Annotated in this window: 14 protein-coding genes and 1 tRNA gene; 10 read left to right on the top strand and 5 right to left on the bottom strand. The window is 69.2% G+C overall.

What is annotated here, in order from left to right:
- Positions 1-66: 66 nt before the first annotated feature.
- The 6 genes from ACNHYB_RS12955 to ACNHYB_RS12930 all read left to right on the top strand — a co-directional run bounded on the left by ACNHYB_RS12955 (position 67) and on the right by ACNHYB_RS12930 (position 6,496).
- Complete coding sequence (locus ACNHYB_RS12955) at positions 67-531, top strand: hypothetical protein (protein ID WP_418275752.1); 465 nt, start codon at positions 67-69, stop codon at positions 529-531.
- Positions 532-637: 106 nt separating this feature from the next.
- A complete protein-coding gene (locus ACNHYB_RS12950; protein WP_418275750.1) occupies positions 638-976 on the top strand; it encodes a hypothetical protein in 339 nt (112 codons plus the stop codon).
- Positions 977-1,103: 127 nt separating this feature from the next.
- Positions 1,104-1,346: a helix-turn-helix transcriptional regulator gene (locus tag ACNHYB_RS12945; protein ID WP_418275749.1), complete on the top strand. Its 243-nt coding sequence runs from the start codon at positions 1,104-1,106 to the stop codon at positions 1,344-1,346.
- Between the two features lies 1 nt (position 1,347).
- Positions 1,348-2,607: a HipA domain-containing protein gene (locus ACNHYB_RS12940; RefSeq protein WP_418275748.1), complete on the top strand. Its 1,260-nt coding sequence runs from the start codon at positions 1,348-1,350 to the stop codon at positions 2,605-2,607.
- A gap of 535 nt (positions 2,608-3,142) precedes the next feature.
- Positions 3,143-3,544: a DUF4259 domain-containing protein gene (locus tag ACNHYB_RS12935; protein WP_418275747.1), complete on the top strand. Its 402-nt coding sequence runs from the start codon at positions 3,143-3,145 to the stop codon at positions 3,542-3,544.
- 759 nt (positions 3,545-4,303) lie between these two features.
- The gene (locus tag ACNHYB_RS12930; protein WP_418275746.1) at positions 4,304-6,496 is read left to right on the top strand and encodes a hypothetical protein; all 2,193 of its coding nucleotides are present in this window, start codon (positions 4,304-4,306) and stop codon (positions 6,494-6,496) included.
- Positions 6,497-6,548: 52 nt separating this feature from the next.
- Here the strand turns inward: ACNHYB_RS12930 and ACNHYB_RS12925 are convergent, their stop codons facing one another.
- Positions 6,549-7,238 (bottom strand): hypothetical protein, encoded by a 690-nt coding sequence (locus ACNHYB_RS12925; protein ID WP_418275745.1) that lies wholly within the window; start codon positions 7,236-7,238, stop codon positions 6,549-6,551.
- 8 nt (positions 7,239-7,246) lie between these two features.
- Here ACNHYB_RS12925 and ACNHYB_RS12920 point away from each other — a divergent pair, with 8 nt between their 5' ends.
- Positions 7,247-7,495: a hypothetical protein gene (locus ACNHYB_RS12920; RefSeq protein ID WP_418275744.1), complete on the top strand. Its 249-nt coding sequence runs from the start codon at positions 7,247-7,249 to the stop codon at positions 7,493-7,495.
- Between the two features lie 4 nt (positions 7,496-7,499).
- Here the strand turns inward: ACNHYB_RS12920 and ACNHYB_RS12915 are convergent, their stop codons facing one another.
- The 3 genes from ACNHYB_RS12915 to ACNHYB_RS12905 all read right to left on the bottom strand — a co-directional run bounded on the left by ACNHYB_RS12915 (position 7,500) and on the right by ACNHYB_RS12905 (position 9,853).
- Positions 7,500-7,805, bottom strand: coding sequence for a hypothetical protein (locus tag ACNHYB_RS12915; protein ID WP_418275743.1), 306 nt, complete (start codon positions 7,803-7,805; stop codon positions 7,500-7,502).
- Between the two features lie 106 nt (positions 7,806-7,911).
- Positions 7,912-8,001: transfer RNA gene (locus ACNHYB_RS12910), tRNA-Ser, on the bottom strand.
- 121 nt (positions 8,002-8,122) lie between these two features.
- Positions 8,123-9,853, bottom strand: a complete 1,731-nt coding sequence (locus tag ACNHYB_RS12905; RefSeq protein ID WP_418275742.1) for a glycosyl hydrolase family 18 protein — start codon at positions 9,851-9,853, stop codon at positions 8,123-8,125.
- A 263-nt stretch (positions 9,854-10,116) separates the two neighbouring features.
- Between ACNHYB_RS12905 and ACNHYB_RS12900 the strand changes: the two genes are divergently transcribed.
- From ACNHYB_RS12900 to ACNHYB_RS12890, 3 genes are read left to right on the top strand one after another with little or no spacing between them, the layout of a single operon-like run.
- Entirely contained in the window at positions 10,117-10,737 is a 621-nt protein-coding gene (locus tag ACNHYB_RS12900) for a DUF4956 domain-containing protein (RefSeq protein WP_418275741.1), read from the top strand.
- On the top strand, positions 10,734-11,546 hold the full coding sequence (locus ACNHYB_RS12895) for a polyphosphate polymerase domain-containing protein (RefSeq protein WP_418275740.1): 813 nt from the start codon (positions 10,734-10,736) through the stop codon (positions 11,544-11,546). Before ACNHYB_RS12900 ends, ACNHYB_RS12895 begins: the two co-directional genes overlap by 4 nt.
- A 32-nt stretch (positions 11,547-11,578) precedes the next feature.
- Entirely contained in the window at positions 11,579-13,477 is a 1,899-nt protein-coding gene (locus tag ACNHYB_RS12890; RefSeq protein ID WP_418275739.1) for a carbohydrate-binding domain-containing protein, read from the top strand.
- Positions 13,478-13,557: 80 nt separating this feature from the next.
- Here ACNHYB_RS12890 and ACNHYB_RS12885 read toward each other — a convergent pair whose 3' ends face one another.
- A complete protein-coding gene (locus ACNHYB_RS12885) occupies positions 13,558-17,268 on the bottom strand; it encodes a carbohydrate-binding protein (RefSeq protein WP_418275738.1) in 3,711 nt (1,236 codons plus the stop codon).
- Positions 17,269-17,465: the final 197 nt, after the last annotated feature.

The following is a 17,465-nucleotide window of genomic DNA, read 5'->3' as shown; positions in this document are numbered from 1 at the left end:
ACAGATCAGGACATTCCGACTGTCGACGTGGAACTCTGTGGTCACCGACGGGACAGGAGATCGAGAATGAGCTCGACGCAGGAACGCTGGGCCACGGTGGCGACGTGTGCCGTCATAGTCGCCGTGATGGCGGCGACGTGGTTGATGTGCGAGGGCACTCTCGGCTGGCGTGACACCTTCCGGCTCGAGGACCTGGCGGCAGCGCGCGGCCAGGACGACGACTTCGAGGCGTACCGGCCCGGCGGCGTCTTCGAGTCCGCGACGGCGTGGGCCGCTGCGGTCGCAGGCCTGGTCGCCGTCGTCCTCGCCGTCGTCGCCGGCGTCCGGTCGGGGCGTTGGCGCCCGCTCCTCGCGAGCGCCCTGGCCGTCTGCTGCGTGATGGTGGTGCTCGTCGGGACGGTGCTGCCCTTCGGCCTCTTCGCCCTGCTCTTCGCCGCGCTCCCCCTCACGCTCGCCGTGCGCAGCCTGTCGGGCGGCAGGTCCGTGCCGCACGACGTCGACGTCACGAGCCCGATAGCGTCGGACCGGTGACCGCGAACCAGAGTGCCCCGACGCCGCTGCGCGCGCGTTGGGTCAACTCGGCGCGGACGACGATGGGACGCGCGCTGAGGTCGTCTGGCGGAACCTCACCTTCGCCATGCCGGTCTTCGTCGTCTACTCCCTGCTGATCTGGGCGCTGCTCCCGATGCTCGCGACCCTCGCAGTCGTGGGTCTCGTCGCGGTCTTCACGAACGTCGAGCTGCCCCTGTGGGCGGCCGGGGCCGTCGCAGGGCTGGCGACGGCGGCCTGGGTGTCGTGGGGCGTCGGCTACCCGGACGACGGCATCACCGACGGACTGATCCTCGGTGCCGGCGTCGTCGGTGCGACCCTGGTGCTCGGGAACAGCTGGCGCCGGGGCGTTCGGCTGCTGGCCGCGACGGGGGTCGCCGCCGCCGCCGCGCTCGTGGCGTTCGCCGTGTTGTTCGCCCTCCACTGAGCGGGGGCGGAACGCCTGCCGACACTTCCCTGCCGCCCGGGCCGCTCGTCGAATGTCAACATACAGCGACAGGTGACCCATGTCGCCGCACGTTGACACGGCAGCGGTGTCGCCGTACGTTGACAACATGGATTCCCCGTCCTTGCTCAACGCGAGGTCGCTGTCTCGGCTGGGTGCAGCGGTCCGCCGCCTGCGCCACGATCGAGGCCTGACCCAGGCCGAGCTCGCGCGGGCTGCCGGGGTGTCCCGGCAGTGGCTCGTGGGGCTCGAGAGCGGCCGAACCCCCGGTCTGGAGATGTCGCTCCTCCTGCGCGTGCTCGACCAGCTCGACGCGAGCCTCACCATCCGCGACGACCACGAGAGCGCCTGAGATGGCCGGCGCGAACCACCTCGCCGTCCTGCTCGAAGGCCGCCACGTCGCGAACCTCCGACGCACCAGGTCGGGCAGGCTTCGCCTCGACTATCTCGACGAGGCGCGCGAACCCAGCGCCACTCCCCTCTCACTCTCCCTGCCCACCAGCGAACCCACGCACCGCGGAGACGCCGTCGAACGTTTCGTGCGCGGCCTCATACCCGATCACCCCGGAGCGCTTCGCGCGATCGCGCGCCGTCACGGCGTCGACGCGGACGACGTGCTCCAGGTGCTCTCCGCGATCGGCAAGGACTGTGCCGGCGCGGTGCAGTTCTGCCCCGAGGACGAGATCGACGAGACCATCGAGCGCGCCGGAACCCTGGAGGAGTGCACGACCATCGACATCGAGATGCGCCTCGCCGAGATGGACACCGACGAGAACACGGCATGGACCATGGCAGGCGAGCACTGGTCTCTCGGCGGGACGCAGCAGAAAATCGCGCTGCCACGGGAACCTGACGGGTGGTACGTCGCCCAAGGCGCCGCGGCCACCACCCACATCATCAAGCCGGGGATTCGCCGGATGGCGGCGCAGGCGCTGCTCGAGCACGTCTCGATGCGCGCCGCTCGGCTGCTCGGCGTCGACGTCGCGGACACGGAGTTCACGTCCTTCAAGAGCGAGGATGCCATCGTCGTCACCCGCTTCGACCGACGACGGCGAACGGACGGCACGGTGGAGAGGCTCCACCAGGAGGACCTGTGCCAGGCCCTCGGCAACGTTGAGAAGTACGAGGAGTTCGGCGGGCCCTCGCCGATCGAGATCGTGGCCCTTCTGCGCGACGCCGCGGCAACGGCGGCCACAGCTCGACGCAACGTCGACCGATTCGTGGACGGGCTCGTCTTCAACACGGTCGTCGCGGCGCCTGACGCGCATGCCCGCAACTACGCCGTCTTGCTGAAAGGCGACGACGTCCGACTCGCGCCGCTCTACGACGTCGCATCCGGGCTCGCGTACGAGATGCGGCCAGGATCGCGCCGGGCTCTCTCGATGAGCGTCGGCGGCACGTTCGACGCCGACTCGATCACTGCTGGCCACTGGGCGGAGTTCGCGGAGTCCGCCCGGCTGGACACCGAAGAGTTGCTCGAACGAGTCCACACGATGCGCCAGGGTGCACCTGGCGCGTTCGCCACCGCCCTGGACGAGATCGACGACGTCGACGGCCACGCGGCAGCACTGCGTGCACGACTACTGCCTGCACTCGAAGCCCGCATGTCCTGACGCGCGATTGCCGAAGACGTCCGCTGCCCGCTTCCGGCGAGTATGTCGATGATACGGAGCCCGGACGGCGTGCACCGACGCGCAGATGACGAAGGACCCCACAGCCGCATGATTCTGCGGGTGGGGCCCTTCGGGTGGCGGTAGCGGTGGGCTTGAGAACAGCGGGTTGGCTGGCACTGCTCGGCTGGGTGCTTCTGGCATCTGACCTGGTTTTTCGCAGTGCTGACCCTTGGACGATCTTGCACCCGTGGGGACGGATGCGGCGACGAAAGCGGAGGCATTCCGGAGACCTTTCGGCCCCCCTCCGGGCGGGGACACTCCGAGGCGCCGTACCGATAGCGGAGCAGCAGAGGCCGGCGGAGGTCCGGGTCAAGGGTGGCCGCAGGCCATCGCGCAGCGACGCCGCAGGCGCCCTTGACGCGGGCCGGAGCCGGCCGGATGCTCGGCGATCGGTGCGGGGCCGGAACGTACGTCGGCGCCGCTTCCGCTGCCATCGCCGGTCATTCGCGTTAGCAGCTTCGCTAGCATCGCCACCATGGGAACTTGGAACACCGGACCCTTTGACAATGACACTGCCTTGGACCTCCTTGATGAGATCGCTTCGCCGGAGTTCGCCTTCGACGACCTTCAGTGGGCGTTCGACGATCCGGAGTACCTTGGCGTCGTTGGCGGCGTGTTCGCGATCGCCCTCGGGGCACTCGTCCGGGCAGTTCGTGGTGAGCCAGGCACAGAGGTTCCGGAGGGGTTCAACCTCGCGAGCTTCGCAAGCCACGTCACTGCGGAACGAGTCGCATGGACCCGCGCTCAGATTGATCGTGCGTTGGCCGGAAGCAAGGAGTCTGAGCTATACGAACTTTGGGAGGAAACGCCGAGCCTTGACGAGTGGCTCCTCGCCTCACGTGCGGCGATCCCCTCTGACACGGGCGAGGCGCGCTGACGTCATTCGGCCGCCGCGTCGGCGTTCGGTGCGGGACCGGTCATCGAGCCACGATGCGCCACGGCGTCCTACGATCTCACCATGCCGGACGACGACCATCCGCACATCGGGCGTCATGCGCGCCGACGCGGCGATCCTAACCCTGGCACCTGGCGAAGCCGCCTCAAGGCCGTCGTCCATACGGACCTCCGCAAACTCCGCGCGCTCCCCAACGACGTCCGCGAAGTCGCACACACCCTGTCCGACGCGCCCTGGCGACCTGCGTAGGCTCTGGCGCCGGCGTCGCGGAGGCCCGCAGGACGGGGCGTAGGTGTGGGAGTGCATCGACGTAGCGTCGGCAGGGCTGACACGAGGACCATCGAGGGCGGGCTCCAGAACATCGGGCCCGCCCTCCGTCACGCGCCGGGACAGTCGTTCGGGTGGGGTGCGCGCAGCGAGCTTGCGAGCGGAGCGCGGGGCCCCGACCGAACGACTGCTCTACGCGCGGCGGAGCCGCGCGCTTGAGTCAGTAAGGAAACTCCTCACACGGCCAGCGGTCGCGGACACGCCGGGCATCGCGCCAAAGTGGGTGAACTTCCGAGTAAAACCTACATTCGAGTCGCTGCACGAGTAACCTCCCAGGAGGTTCGCAGCCGGTCCCCGCGATACGGAGGTCAAGTGACTCCCCCCACCCCATCGGATAATGGCCCCGACTTTGAAACGCGGGCGATCGCACTTGCGCGCGCTCGACATGACCCACTCGGTCATCAAGGTGCAATCATGTTCGAAGGCGCGGAGCACGACGGCGCATTCGTTGACGGGACTTCAATCAGCGTCTACGAGTTTACGACCCTAAGATCAAAGGCGAAAGCCGAAAAAGACGTTCGAAAAATCGCACGTCTGGTGAAGCACCTAGAATCACAGCCCGACAACCGATTCAAGAGCGCCACAGGGTACTTCGTCACGAGAGATGAGCCCACCGCGGAACAACGCTCCGTGGCCGTCAACATCTCCAAACAATCAGGCGTCACGATTCGCGCACTCAGTTTTATTGTACTTCAGAAGCTACTGGTTGATATCGAATCATACATCCGTCTCCGCCAAAATGCACCCTTCGGTAGCGCCTCCACACATCTTGCCGACAGCGAGTATCCGAACACGTCTTCCACGGACTACGTCGAGCCCGAATTTCAAGGTGGCGTCAATGAGATTCTGCGTCTAAACGATCTGGTCGACCTAATCGAATCCTCGTCACGAGTGGCGGTTACAGGGGATTACGGAATCGGTAAGAGCGCGGCCTTTCGCGAGTTATTCTTTCGACTTCGGAAGCGGTACTTCCGCGCGCCGGACGAGCGCTGCTTCCCGGTACACATCAATCTGCGCGACTGCATCGGCCTCAAAACTCCGAACGAGATCCTGCGGCGACACGCAGAAGAGATCGGCTTCGAAGGTGCCTCTGGGCTAGTTTCGGCGTGGCGAGCAGGCCGTGTGCACCTCCTGCTGGATGGATTCGACGAACTGGTCCCCACCCGATGGGTTGGTTCGGTGAAGAACCTCAGACAGGTGCGCTGGAACGCTCTCGCCGCCGCAAGAAAACTGATCGAGCAGACTCCGCTGGAAGCTGGCGTCGCGGTTTCAGGGAGAAATCAGTACTTTGGAGATCACGAAGAGCTCTCCAAGTGCCTCGCCATTGACGAGAATCAAATCTTTCGGCTTGCGGACTTTGATGATGCTCGGGCTCGTCAATTGGCTCAGGGCGTCCAACTTCCTGAATGGCTTCCGACACGCCCCCTCGCGATCGCATTTTTCCGCGAGTCCACCCGCTCCGAGAGCGCAGTATCAGGAATTCCGCAATCTCGCGGAGCTGTGACTGGCTGGCGCGATCTCATTCGGATGGTCGCGACTCGTGAGGCGCAACGAGTTGACTCGATTGACGAGAGCACGTTTGTTGAACTGCTCGCCAGAATCGCCGTCTATGGGCGCATAGAGTCCGGCGGCGAACGGATCTCCATATCGAACATGAGCCGGGCGTTCGTCGAAGTTTGCGGGTACGAGCCGGAAGAGGAGGGAATCCAGGCACTTCTCCGACTGCCTGGTCTTGCCGCCCCACCGACTTACAATGGCACCGAAGACGTCCGCTTCTTCGTCGACAGAGATCTCGCGGACGCGGCGTTCGGGCTGGGAATGGCAGATTACGCGCAGGCTCCGTACTCCGATCACCCACTCGGTGAGGATGCCGGTTGGCCCACAATTAGCGGAACGCTGGTCTGGGAAACTTGCTCAGATGAGCTGACCGCAAAGGGGTTCTCGCCGGCAATCGTCACGGGCGCCATAAAGCAACGGATGGATGGCGGGAAGTACGATGCGGTCCTAGCCGATCTGATCGGCATTGCGGACGCGATGGGCATGACCGCACCTAAGGCGCCTTCGAGTGTCACTGGCGTTATTGCCGAGCGAATTAGCGTAAGCGAAGAAGCATCGACGTTGGCGGGTACGACGTGGACTAGTTGCGTGATCGAGACTCTTGACGTTGCCGATCATGGGGGCGTCGGCGACTTTCCGCATTTGGTCGACACACTTATCGGAAGCATCGAAGGCTGGGCGCAGATCCCGCCAGCACTGGCCAGTCATTTTTCTAACTGCGAGATTGGAGCATTCTCGCCGGGTGGTTCGAATGTCTCGGAGATTAAGGCTCTAGAATTGACCGGGGTGCAACGTGTCGCACTGACGGTCCTCCGAAAGGTCTTTATGCAGGCTGGTAGTGCTCGGAAGTTCTCCGCACTGCGCCGAGGATTGCCCCCGGAGCTTCGCGACCTCGTACCAGCCGCTGTCGACGTCCTAGTATCGCGAAGCTTCGTCGAAATTGTCGACGGAAAGGCGGAGAAGCTGGTGCATGGCGTGAGAAGTGCCCGCTCGCAAGCAATGGCTCTTCTCAATGCTCCTGCAGGAATTCGCGAGATCGTACCAGACTGATGCGCTACAAGAAGCTGCTTCCGGCGTCGATTGCAGTCCCGGAAGGCGGGTATCACCTAAGGCGGGCGGCGGCAATAGCTTTGTCGTCGTGCCGCTTCGCGCGGGGAAATTCTTTGCTGCCTGGGTCCTCGATTGACTCCCAGCGGTAGAGATTATTGAGGAGCCGCTCGAGTTCGATGCTGCTCTTGGCTGCAATACCGGCCCAGTTGTCGAGGCCGAGCTTTTGCGCAAGCCGATGGGCGCCATCAGTAGCGAGGACTAACCAGGGCGTGGTCTCGAGGCCGACCTGCACCATGATTGCGCGTTGCGCCGCGGCAGGATCGGCTTCAGCGATCCAGTAGCCACCATCGACCTTTCGATGTCTAGCCTGCTCGGTCTGTAGGGTCGCGAGGATCTTGGTGTGCGTCTCATCGTACCCGTACCCGTTCGCAAGACGTGCCTGGTACGCCGCTCGTTGTTGCTGAGCGATGTGGGCGATTCGGTCGTCGACGTAGATGCCGTTCGGCGTGGCGATCTGGGTGTCGCCCAGAACCAGGAGGTCGACGGCTTCGCCGTCCTGCCGAACTATGGCGACCGTGCTCGATGGCGATGATCCCGGGCAGAGGTCGAGTTGCGAAGCGGTGGCCGCGATCGCCTGTGCCAGCAGGTCGGTAAGGGGGATCCCGGGCTCAGCCGACAGTCCTTCAATGAGGAACTTTCCGAGGGTGTCGACGTAGGTGGTCGGCGAGACGTCGACCGGCACGAAGGCCGATGCCCGGCACCAAGGTCACGCCGCACGACTTCCGCCGCACCGTCGCTACCCAGGTCGCCAACTCCACCACCATCGCCAACGCGACCGCGCTGCTCGGTCACGCCGACGAGGGCACCACCGTGCGGCACTACGTCAAGCGGACCCACGTCGCCCCGGACCTGCGAACGGTGATCGACCAGCTCATCACCCAGGCGTCGACGTCGGAGATCGGGAACAGCCGAGAGGTCGGTGATCCCGGTGACGACTAGAGAATCAAGACGACGGCTGGATCGGGCTCGCCAGCTCGTTGAGGCTCACCATGAACTTCTTCAGGGTGCGCCGCTTGAGCCGACCCGAGAGCGACTCGTCGAACCAGTGGAGCCAGATCGCGTCGACCTGCTCCACCGTGATCGATCCGTCGTCGACGAGGTGCCGGGCGATGGGTTCGGCTTCGAGCTCGTACTCGTCGAGCGGAGCGCCGTCCGGGAGGCCGGGCTCCAGACCGTAGGGGTCGACGTCGTTCAGCAGGGCGAGTACGCCCGACACCGTGCTCTTCCACAGACTGCTTCCCTCGTTCACTCCGCCATGATGACGCAGCGCGGGAGCCAAAGTGGTGAGTTTCCGGTGACCTGGGAACGACGAAGGGCCCCACATCCGCATGATTCTGCGGGTGGGGCCCTTCGGGTGGCGGTAGCGGTGGGATTTGAACCCACGGTGGACTTGCACCCACACACGCTTTCGAGGCGTGCTCCTTAGGCCGCTCGGACACGCTACCTCCGCCGGACGGACCGGCCCGACGATGCTACCGGACCAGCAGCCCTACGACGAAATCCGCGGGGACCGAGGTGTCCCACGTCTCTTCGTCGTCGTGCTGCCGGACCGGCGCATCGGCGACCTCAGGCGCAGGGCGTCCCGGCGTCCCAGGCGTTCCACGTCTCCGCGCCGGGCACGGATCCTCGGGTCCACCACATGGCGGTGTGGTTGACGCCGCCCTTGGAGACGACGTCACCGGAGGTGTAGGCAGTTCCGGCGTCGAACGCCGCACCGCACTCCTCCACGGCGGCGGGGTGGTCGCCGTGGGTTCCGACGACGGCCCACGGGCCGTGCGGGGAGGTGCCGGGCTCTTGGTTGCGGGTCCACCACTTCGCGGAGTACTCGGTCCCGTTGTGGGAGACGACGTCACCGGTGGTGTAGACGCCGGTGGCGTACCAGGGCGCTGCGCCGCCGTCGGCGACGAGCGGTCCGGGTGCGGCCGCGCGGAACGTGTCGGCGAGGGTGCCGCCGAGCTCGTTGCGGTAGTCGCCGGCGATGTCCCAGAAGTAGGCGCCGCCGTACCCGTTCTCGGCGATCCAGTCGGCCTTGGCGGCCACGGACCGGGGGGTGTCGAGGCTCCACCACTGGTCGCCGTCGTAGCGGTAGGCGGCCACGGCCTCTCCGTCGTAGTACTCCGTGCCGAGGGTGCGCAGCTCAGAGTAGTTCTTCACGCCGACGGCGGCACCTGCGGCGGCGCCGGGCGTCGGGTCGTCGATGCCGGACCAGCCCTGGCCGTAGGCGGCGAGCCCGAGGACGATCTGGTCGTCGTCGTACCCGGCGGCGCGGTAGGCGCCGAGCAGGCCGTCGGCGGCGAGCCCCCAGTTGGCGCTGGGGTTGTCCGGCCAGGCGTAGGGGTGCAGGTTGCCCTGGTGGCCGGTGCGGTCCGCGACCCAGGTGCCGTGGTAGTCGTAGCCCTGGATGTTGAGGAAGTCGACGACCTCGGCCAGGCGCGGGTCGACCCAGCCGCCGTTGGTGCGCGGCGACCAGCCGGCGGGGGCGAACCCGGTGAGCAGGTAGTCCTCGCCGGTGGCGGCGGAGCGCTCGTCGAGCTCGGCGCGGAACAGCTCCATGAGCGACAGGAAGTTCTCCTTGTCGACGTCGGGGTTCGGGGAGGCGTGCTCGCCGGAGGCGGCGGGCCACTCCCAGTCGATGTCGAAGCCGTCGAAGATGCCCGCGGCGACGCCCTCGCCGCCCTGTGCGCCGTAGACCGGCAGGTCGCCGTCGAGGTAGACGTCCAGGCAGGAGTCGACGAGACGTTGGCGGGACTCGGCGGTGAGCGCCGCCTCGGAGAAGTTGTCCGACCAGGTCCAGCCGCCCAGCGAGACGGTGATCTGCAGGTCGGGGTACAGCTCCTTGAGCTTGCGGAGCTGGTTGAAGTTGCCGGCGAGCGGCTGGTCGGCGGTGTCGGCCACGCCGTCGACGGCGTCGCTCGCCCCGACGAGGCGCAGGTAGTCGTTCTCGGGGTCGCCCTCGGGGGTGCCGGGGTCGATCCCGTCGTCGGGCACGACGTCGTCGCTGGCGTCGCACACGAGGTCGCTCGTGACGTTGCCGAAGGCGTAGGTGAGGTGGGTGAGGTCGGCGACGGCGCCGGTCTTGACGAGGTCGGCGACCTCGTAGTCGTGGCTGTCGCCCACTCCCCAGCCGGGGAAGTAGCCGAGGGTGCGGAACCCGTTGACGCCGTCGGCGTCGTGGGTGGAGCCGGCGTCGGGGGCGGTCGGTGCGGCCGCGGCGGCGGCCGCGGTGCCGACGACGAGCGTGGTGGCGGTGGCGAGGGCGAGCGCGGTGCGGTGGCCCGGGGTCGAACGGTGTCTCATCGGTGAGCCTCACTGGCAGACAGAGTTTGTTCGGACTCCTGCAATTTAGTCGGCGGGCGCACGGTGTGACCAGGGACACACCGCGGTCGTCACCTATTCGTTACCTACCCTCACAGACCGGCGCTGGCATGGGCCTCCCAGCGTTCCCAGGAAAGCCGCAGGTCCAGCCCAGTTCCGCCGAAGTCTGGTCGTGTTCACTCGGTGTTCATCAGCCCGTACGCCCCCGTCGCGGCCCACCCGCACACGACATCCGGAGAAGCCCCATGTCGCCCTACCTGCTCTACGCGATCGACGCGGTCGCCGTCACGATCCTCACGTTCGCCCTCTACTTCCCCCGGCACCGGCGCCGCGACCTCGTCGTCGCCTACCTGGGCGTGAACGTCGGCGTGCTCGCCGTCGCGACCGTGCTCGCACAGAGCAGCGTCGGCGCCGGCCTCGGCCTCGGCCTGTTCGGCGTGCTGTCCATCATCCGGCTCCGCTCCACCGAGCTCTCCCAGCACGAGGTCGCCTACTACTTCGCAGCTCTCGCGCTCGGCCTCCTCGGCGGGCTCGGCTCGTCGGTCGGCTGGCTCGCCGTCGCCGGCATGGCCCTGATCGTCCTGGTCATGGCGCTCGCCGACAGCCCCCGGCTGTTCGCCGGGCACCGCACCCAGCGCGTCGTCCTCGACCGGGCCGTCACCGACCACGGCGTCCTCGTCGCCGAGCTCGAGCACCTGCTCGGCGCCCACGTGCACAGCGTGTCCGTCGAACGCCTCGACCTCGCCAACGACACCACCGCCGTCGAGGTGCGCTACCGCACCACCTCCACCCGCGGACGCGCACAGGCCCGCCCCATCGAGGACGACGTCTCGGCGCGCAGCGGCGACCTGGCGGTGACCCGATGACCATCCCGCCGACCGCCACCCAGCCCTGCCCCACCTCCACCGACGTCGTCACCCACGCCCTCGCGGACAGCACGCCCGTCTCCCTCACCGAGCTCGACGCGACCGCCGCGCTCCAGACCCGCGTGGACCGCAAGTACGTCCTCACCCCCGGCGAGGTCGCCGACCTGCTCGCCGGCATCGGGCCCGGCGTGCGCGTCCTGCAGATCGACGGCAGCCGCACCTTCACCTACGCCTCCACCTACTACGACACCGCCGACCTCGTGACGTTCCACCAGGCCGCCCGCCGTCGTCGTCGCCGCTACAAGGTGCGGATGCGCACCTACGTCGACACCGGCGGCACCTTCCTCGAGGTCAAGACGCGCGCCGCCCGCGGCGTCACCGTCAAGGAACGCGTGCCCACGGCGGACGCCGGCCCGCAGCTCGCACCGCAGGCCGCCCGGTTCGTCGACGACCGACTCGCCGCCGCCCGCATCGCCGCACCGCCGTCGTCGCACCTGGCACCCGTGCTCTCCTCGCACTACCGCCGCACCACCCTGCTGACGCACGACGCCCGCGTCACCCTCGACACCGACCTCACCTGGCGGCTCGCCCCCGGGCCCGACGGCGTCGCCCGCTGGGCCGACGTCGGCGGCCTCGTCGTCGTCGAGACCAAGGCGGGCACCGCGCCGTCGTCCGTGGACCGCCTCCTGTGGCGGGCCGGGCACCGACCCGACCGCATCTCCAAGTACGCCACCGGGCTCGCCGTGCTCCGGCCCGAGCTGCCCGACCATCCCTGGCGACGCCTGCGCCGCGAGCGCCTGGCCGCCTGACCCGTACGCCCCCGACCCCGAAGGGATCACCCATGAACCCGCAGCACCTGCCCCGCTGGGCACGCACCCCCTGGACCAAGGCGGTGGCCGTCGCGGCCGCCGGCGTCCTCACCGTGGGCGCCGTCGCGGCGTGCTCCACCGACGACGCGACCGCCACCGAAGCATCCTCGACGACCACCAGCGAGGTGTCGGCGACGTCGTCCGCGGGGATGACGGCCGCCGAGGTCCTCGCCGAGAACCTCGACGCCGGCGAGACCGTCGCGCTCGCCGACGGCACGTGGGACGAGGCCGACGAGATCGCCGTCGACCTCGACTCGCCGTCCGCCGCCGACGGTGTCGAGGTGGACGGCGACACCGTCACCATCACCGCACCGGGCACGTACCGGCTCTCCGGGACGCTCGCCGGGCAGGTCGTCGTGGAGTCCCCGGACGACGGCGTGGTGCGGCTCGTGCTCGACGGTGCGGACATCACGTCCTCCACCGGTGCCGCGATCGACGTCCAGGACGCCGACCAGGTGTCCGTGGTGCTCGCCGACGGTTCCACGAACCGCCTGGAGGACGCCGAGGAGTACACCGAGACGGACGAGGACAACGCCGCCAACGCCGCGCTGTACTCGACCGCGGACATGGCGATCTCGGGCGAGGGTTCGCTCGAGGTGGTCGGCAACGCGAACGACGGCATCACCGGCAAGGACGGGCTCGCCATCACCAGCGGCACCGTGGACGTCACGGCGGTCGACGACGGCATCCGCGGCAAGGACTACCTCGTGGTGGACGGCGGCACGATCGACGTGACCGCCGGCGGCGACGCCCTGAAGGCGGACAACGACTCCGACGCCACCGCCGGGTACATCGCCCTGCTCGACGGCGACGTGACCCTCGCCGCGGGATCCGACGGCGCGCAGGCGTTCACGGACATCGCGGTGGCGGGCGGCAACGTCACGGTCACCGAGTCCGAGGAGGGCCTGGAGGCCGCGGTGGTCGCGATCTCCGACGGCGTCGTGGACATCACCGCCTCCGACGACGGCATCAACGCCACCGTCAAGGACGCGGAGGACGACACGGCCACGGACGAGACGACCGACGAGTCGACCGACGAGACGACCGACGGTTCCGTGGCCGACGACGGCACGGTGCCCGAGGACTCGGCGGCGGCCCCGGCCGCACCGGAGGCTGACGGCACCACCGGTACCACCGGTACCGAGGACGACGCCACGGGCGACGTGCCCGGTGCCGTGCCCGGCGACACGGGCGACACGGCCGACGGGAACGCCATGGGCGCCCGCCCCGGCCCGGGCGGCGGCGAGGAGCCGGCGCAGGAGGGCGCCTCGCTGACCGTCACCGGCGGCACGGTGAACATCGACGCCGGCTTCGACGGGCTCGACTCCAACGGTGTCACCGAGATCAGCGGCGGCGACCTCGTCGTGGAGTCGGCGCCGGGCGTCGGCGGTGACGGCGCGCTGGACGCCAGCGGCACCACGACCGTCACGGGCGGCACCATCGTGACCGTCGGCAACGCCAACACCGGCACGCTCGAGAGCACCAACGGGTGGATCTCGGTCGAGACGTCGGTCGCGGCCGGCAGCACGGTCGAGGTGACGGACGCCGACGGCACGGTCGTGGCCACGGCCGAGCTCAGCACGGACGCGACGACCGTCTCCGCGACCGCCGAGGGGATCACCAGCGGTGAGACCTACGGCGTCTCGGTCGACGGCGAGCAGGTCGCCGAGGCGACCGCCGTCGAGACGTTGACGGGCAGCGGACCCGGCGCCGGTGGCGCCGGGGGCCCCGGTGGCGGCGTCCCGCCGGAGGACGGCCAGATGCCTGGTGGCGGGGTCCCGCCCGAGGACGGCCAGGTGCCGCAGGACGGCCAGGTGCCGGGCAGCGCGACCGACGGCACGACGTCGGGCACGACGTCCGGCACCGCCTGAGCGAGGCTGGACGACGCACGGCCCGAGGGCCGGGAAGCACCGTGGGGTGCTTCCCGGCCCTCGGGCCGTGCGTGCCGGCGTCAGCGGCAGAGCTCCACGGCGGACCAGGACCCCCAGACGCTCGCACCCGGCTCCTGCCCACGGGTCCACCACATCGCCCGGTGGTTGACGCCGTCGAACGACACGACCTCACCCCCGGTGTAGGTGGTCCCCGCGTCCCAGGCGGCGGCGCACTCGGCGACCGCGGGGGCGGCGTCGGCCGGGCCGACCTCCGCCCACGGACCGAAGCCGAGGAACGTGCCCGGCTCCTGGTTGCGGGTCCACCAGCGGGCCTCGTAGACGACGCCGTCGTGCTGCACCACGTCACCGCGGACGTACACGGTGGAGGCGAACCACTGGTCCGGGCCCGGCTCGGCGTCCGAGACCTCGGGCAGCAGGTCGATGACGGTCGGCTCCTCGACCGGGGCGAACCGTGCCCCGGCGTCGGCGGGCGCGGCCTCGGTGAGCTCGAACAGGCCGTGCATGTCGATCGAGCCGTCGGCCGCGATCTCCGGCGTCACGGCGTCGACGTCGGTCGACACGAACCACGACGCGTCCACCGTCGTCGCGCCACCGAGGTTCCAGTGGTTCGACGGGTCGGTGAGCAGCGACGTGTCCGCCTGCTTCAGGGCGAGCAGGTCGACGGTCGGGTTCTGCCACGAGACGGCGCCGGTGGCCTCGTACGCGGTCGAGGCCGCGTTGGTCTCGAGCCGCACGCCACGGTCGTTGGCGACCGACGTGACGCCGTCGAGCCGCACGTCCGGGCCGGAGTTCGACGTGACGCCGGTGCCGAGGTTGCCGTAGCTGAGCGAGTTGCGCAGCAGGTGGTCGCCCGGCATGGACTCGCCGCCGAGCTTGAACCCGTTGCCCTCACCGGTCCTCGACGGGTCGGCCTCGAGGCGGCCGTTGTCGTACGCGACGGAGTCCTCCACGATCACGGTCCCGATCGGTCCCGTGGTCGACTTCGCGTACAGGTCCCAGCCGTCGTCGATATTGTGGTGGGCGATGTTGTGCCGCAGCACGTTGCCCTCGCCGACGGTGAGCTTCACGCCGAAGCCGTCCGCGTCGTTGCCGCCCGGGTCCGCGTTGTTGTGCGACACGGACGACACGACCAGGTTGTCCGACGGCCACATCGACGGCGGCTCCGCGGAGCGACCGGAGATCTGGATGCCCGTGTCGGCGTTGTGGTGCGACTCGACGCGCTCGACCACGTTGTGGTTGCCCTCGATGAGCATCGGCTTCGCCTTGTCGCGCGAGCCGGTGATCTCCAGGTCGTACACGTGCCACCAGTCGCCCCGCAGCACCAGGCCGCCGTCCGGCGAGCCGGCCAGGTCGAGCGTGGCGCGCGCGCCCGGCTGGGACATCAGCGTGATCGGGGCGTCGGCGGTGCCGTCACGCCCCCGCTCCACCACGACCTTGCGCTCCAGCGCGTAGGTGCCGTCGGCCAGCACGACCTGCTGACCGGCCTGGGCGAACCCGACGGCGGTGTGCAGGTCGAGCGGGTCGGCCTGCGTGCCGGTGCCGTCCGCGGAACCGTCCGGGGCGACCCAGATGGCCTGGCCCGGCCGACCGTAGGAGTGCACCGTGATTCTCAGGCGCACGTCGACCGGGTCGGTGGACTCGATCTCCTCGCGCTCACCGAGGTGGGGCTGCTCGGCGTCGGGCAGCAGGCGCGCGGTCAGCTCGTTGACGCCGGGCTCCAGGTCGACGGTGGCCAGCGCACGCTCCCCGGGGGCGAGCGCGATGTCGTCCACGACGACGTCTCCTGCGGCGTCGAGGATCTGGCCGGTGCCGTACATGTTCGCCACGAACGGCACGTCGAGGCTGTCCTGCGGCGTCGTCGAGGTGATGTCCACCCCGAGGGTGGCCGGGACGTACTCCGTCGGCGGCTCCAGCGGTGCCTCGTCGTCGTCGGGGTGGATGGTGGTGAGCTCCCAGTCGGAGACCGTCACCTGGATCTTGCGTGCGACGGCCATGCCGACGTAGAGCCGGTCGCCGTCCTGCTGGAGCAGCATGTCGGGGTCGTACTGGATGACCTCGAGGTCCTCGCCATCGCGGTGCCAGGTGGCGTGGTAGCCCGTGTTCGACCTGCGCAGGCTGAGCGTGAAGACGTCGCCGGTGGCGAACTTCGGCCCGGTCGCGACCTCGGAGCGCCACGCGGGGTCGAAGACCTCGGAGTCGGACGAGTCGCGCGCGCCGGCGGTGTTGTCGGTCGGCGCACCCGTGTAGCCCTGCACGAACCGCGCTCCGGGCATGCCGTCGGTGACGCTGCCGGTGCCCTCGCCGTACCGGGTGATGAGCGCGCCGGCCGAGTTCATGTAGCGGGCCGCGGACTCCCCGGGGACCAGGGTGTCGACGGCGAGCACGCCGAAGCCGGACTGGTTGTCCTTCGTGGCGGCGTCGTCCACGGTGAACGTCGCGGTGAGCGTGAAGTTCTCCGTCGTCGGGTCGATCTCGGTGTAGTAGTACTGGAAGCCGTCCTCCGAGGACGCGAGCTTGGTGGAGCTGGCGCGCGCGTCGAAGGTGATGGTGCCGTCGGCGTTCTCGACGATCTCGCCGCCGGAGTTGGCGTTCGAGCCGATGTCGGAGCTCTTCCACCGCTCGACCGCGGCGGCGACGGCGACCTCGACGGGCTCGCCCGCCGTCGTGTCGGTGCCGCGCTGGGCCACGACGCGCACCTGGTAGGTGGCGCCCGGGGTCAGCCCGGGGACGTCGGCGGTGGTGCCGGTGACGTCGGCGACGGCGGTGGTGAACTCCCCGCCCTGCGCCGTCTGCACGGAGTACGCCTCGGCCTCGGCCACGGCGCCCCACTCGACGGTGACGGTCGCCGTGCCGGCGGCCACGGCCGTCGTCAGCGCACCGGTGACCTCGGGGCCGGCGAGCGGCAGCGTGAACCCGTCGTGGGCGACGCGCTCCGAGGTCAGCGGGGCGTCCTGACCGTACCGGGTGAGCTCGACCTCCACCTCGTAGTCGCCGGAGGCGGGCGGGTTCAGCGCGATGGTGCCGTCCGGCCCGTCGGTGACGGTCATGGCCTGGTCGACGACCGCGCCGGTCGCGTCGTACAGCGCCGCGTGGGCGACGTCGCCGCCGTCGGTGCCGAGCAGACCGGTGTAGTCCACCAGGAGGGTGCCCGGGTCGGCCGGGTCGAGCGTGACGGCGTCGACGGTGGGCGCCGCGACGTCGGCCCAGGGTGCGCGGTCGCCGAGGTCGAGAGCCCCGAGCTGGGCGTAGAACACGTTGACACCGGAGCTCGGCGAGGCGAGGTAGTAGTCACCGGCGGCCTCGACGTCGATCGTGGCGGTGGCGACGGGCACGTTCTCGTCGTCGCCGAGCGCGGGCACGCGGGCGACCTCACCGGTGGCGTCGTACAGGGCGATCGCGCGGTCGCTGCTGCCGCTGCTGCGCGCGTTGACGACGACCTGGGTGGGCACGTCGTCGGCGCCGACGGTGAAGTGCAGCGAACGGCTCTCGGCGGTGCCGGAACCGTTGAGCTTGATCCGCTGGGTGAACACGTCGCCACGGTCGGAGATGCGGTCGGTGGAGTCCACGGACACCTTCTTGGCGTCGGTGGCGTAAAGGGTGAAGTCCGTCCCGGTGTCCGTGACGGTGGCGTAGTCGCCGGGCGCGAGGTCGCTCGCGTCCAGCGCGTCGTCCGGCCCGACGGCGACTGCCGTGAGCGCGGACGTGACAGTCAGTGCCGCTGTGGCCAGCACGGCCAGCGACGTGCGGAAGCTCCGCCCGATCGGTGTCATGGATCTCCTCGTCGAGATGTTGCGTCGTTCTGCGGTGAGCGTCGCGAGAAACCGGTTTCTCATCAAGGTAACCGCTATCCCGACGGTTCGTCAACGCCCTCGGGGTTCCTTCACCCGATCGTGACCGGCGCCGTGCGCCACCCCGTCCCGGGCCCGTCAGCGGGGCCACGCACCGGACGCCCCACGAGCCGCCGTCG

Origin of the sequence: Isoptericola jiangsuensis (genome assembly GCF_048320105.1) — a bacterium.
GTDB lineage: Bacteria > Actinomycetota > Actinomycetes > Actinomycetales > Cellulomonadaceae > Isoptericola > Isoptericola jiangsuensis_A.
The sequence above is the reverse complement of the archived record's forward strand: the minus strand, read 5'-3'. Positions and strand labels throughout refer to the sequence as shown.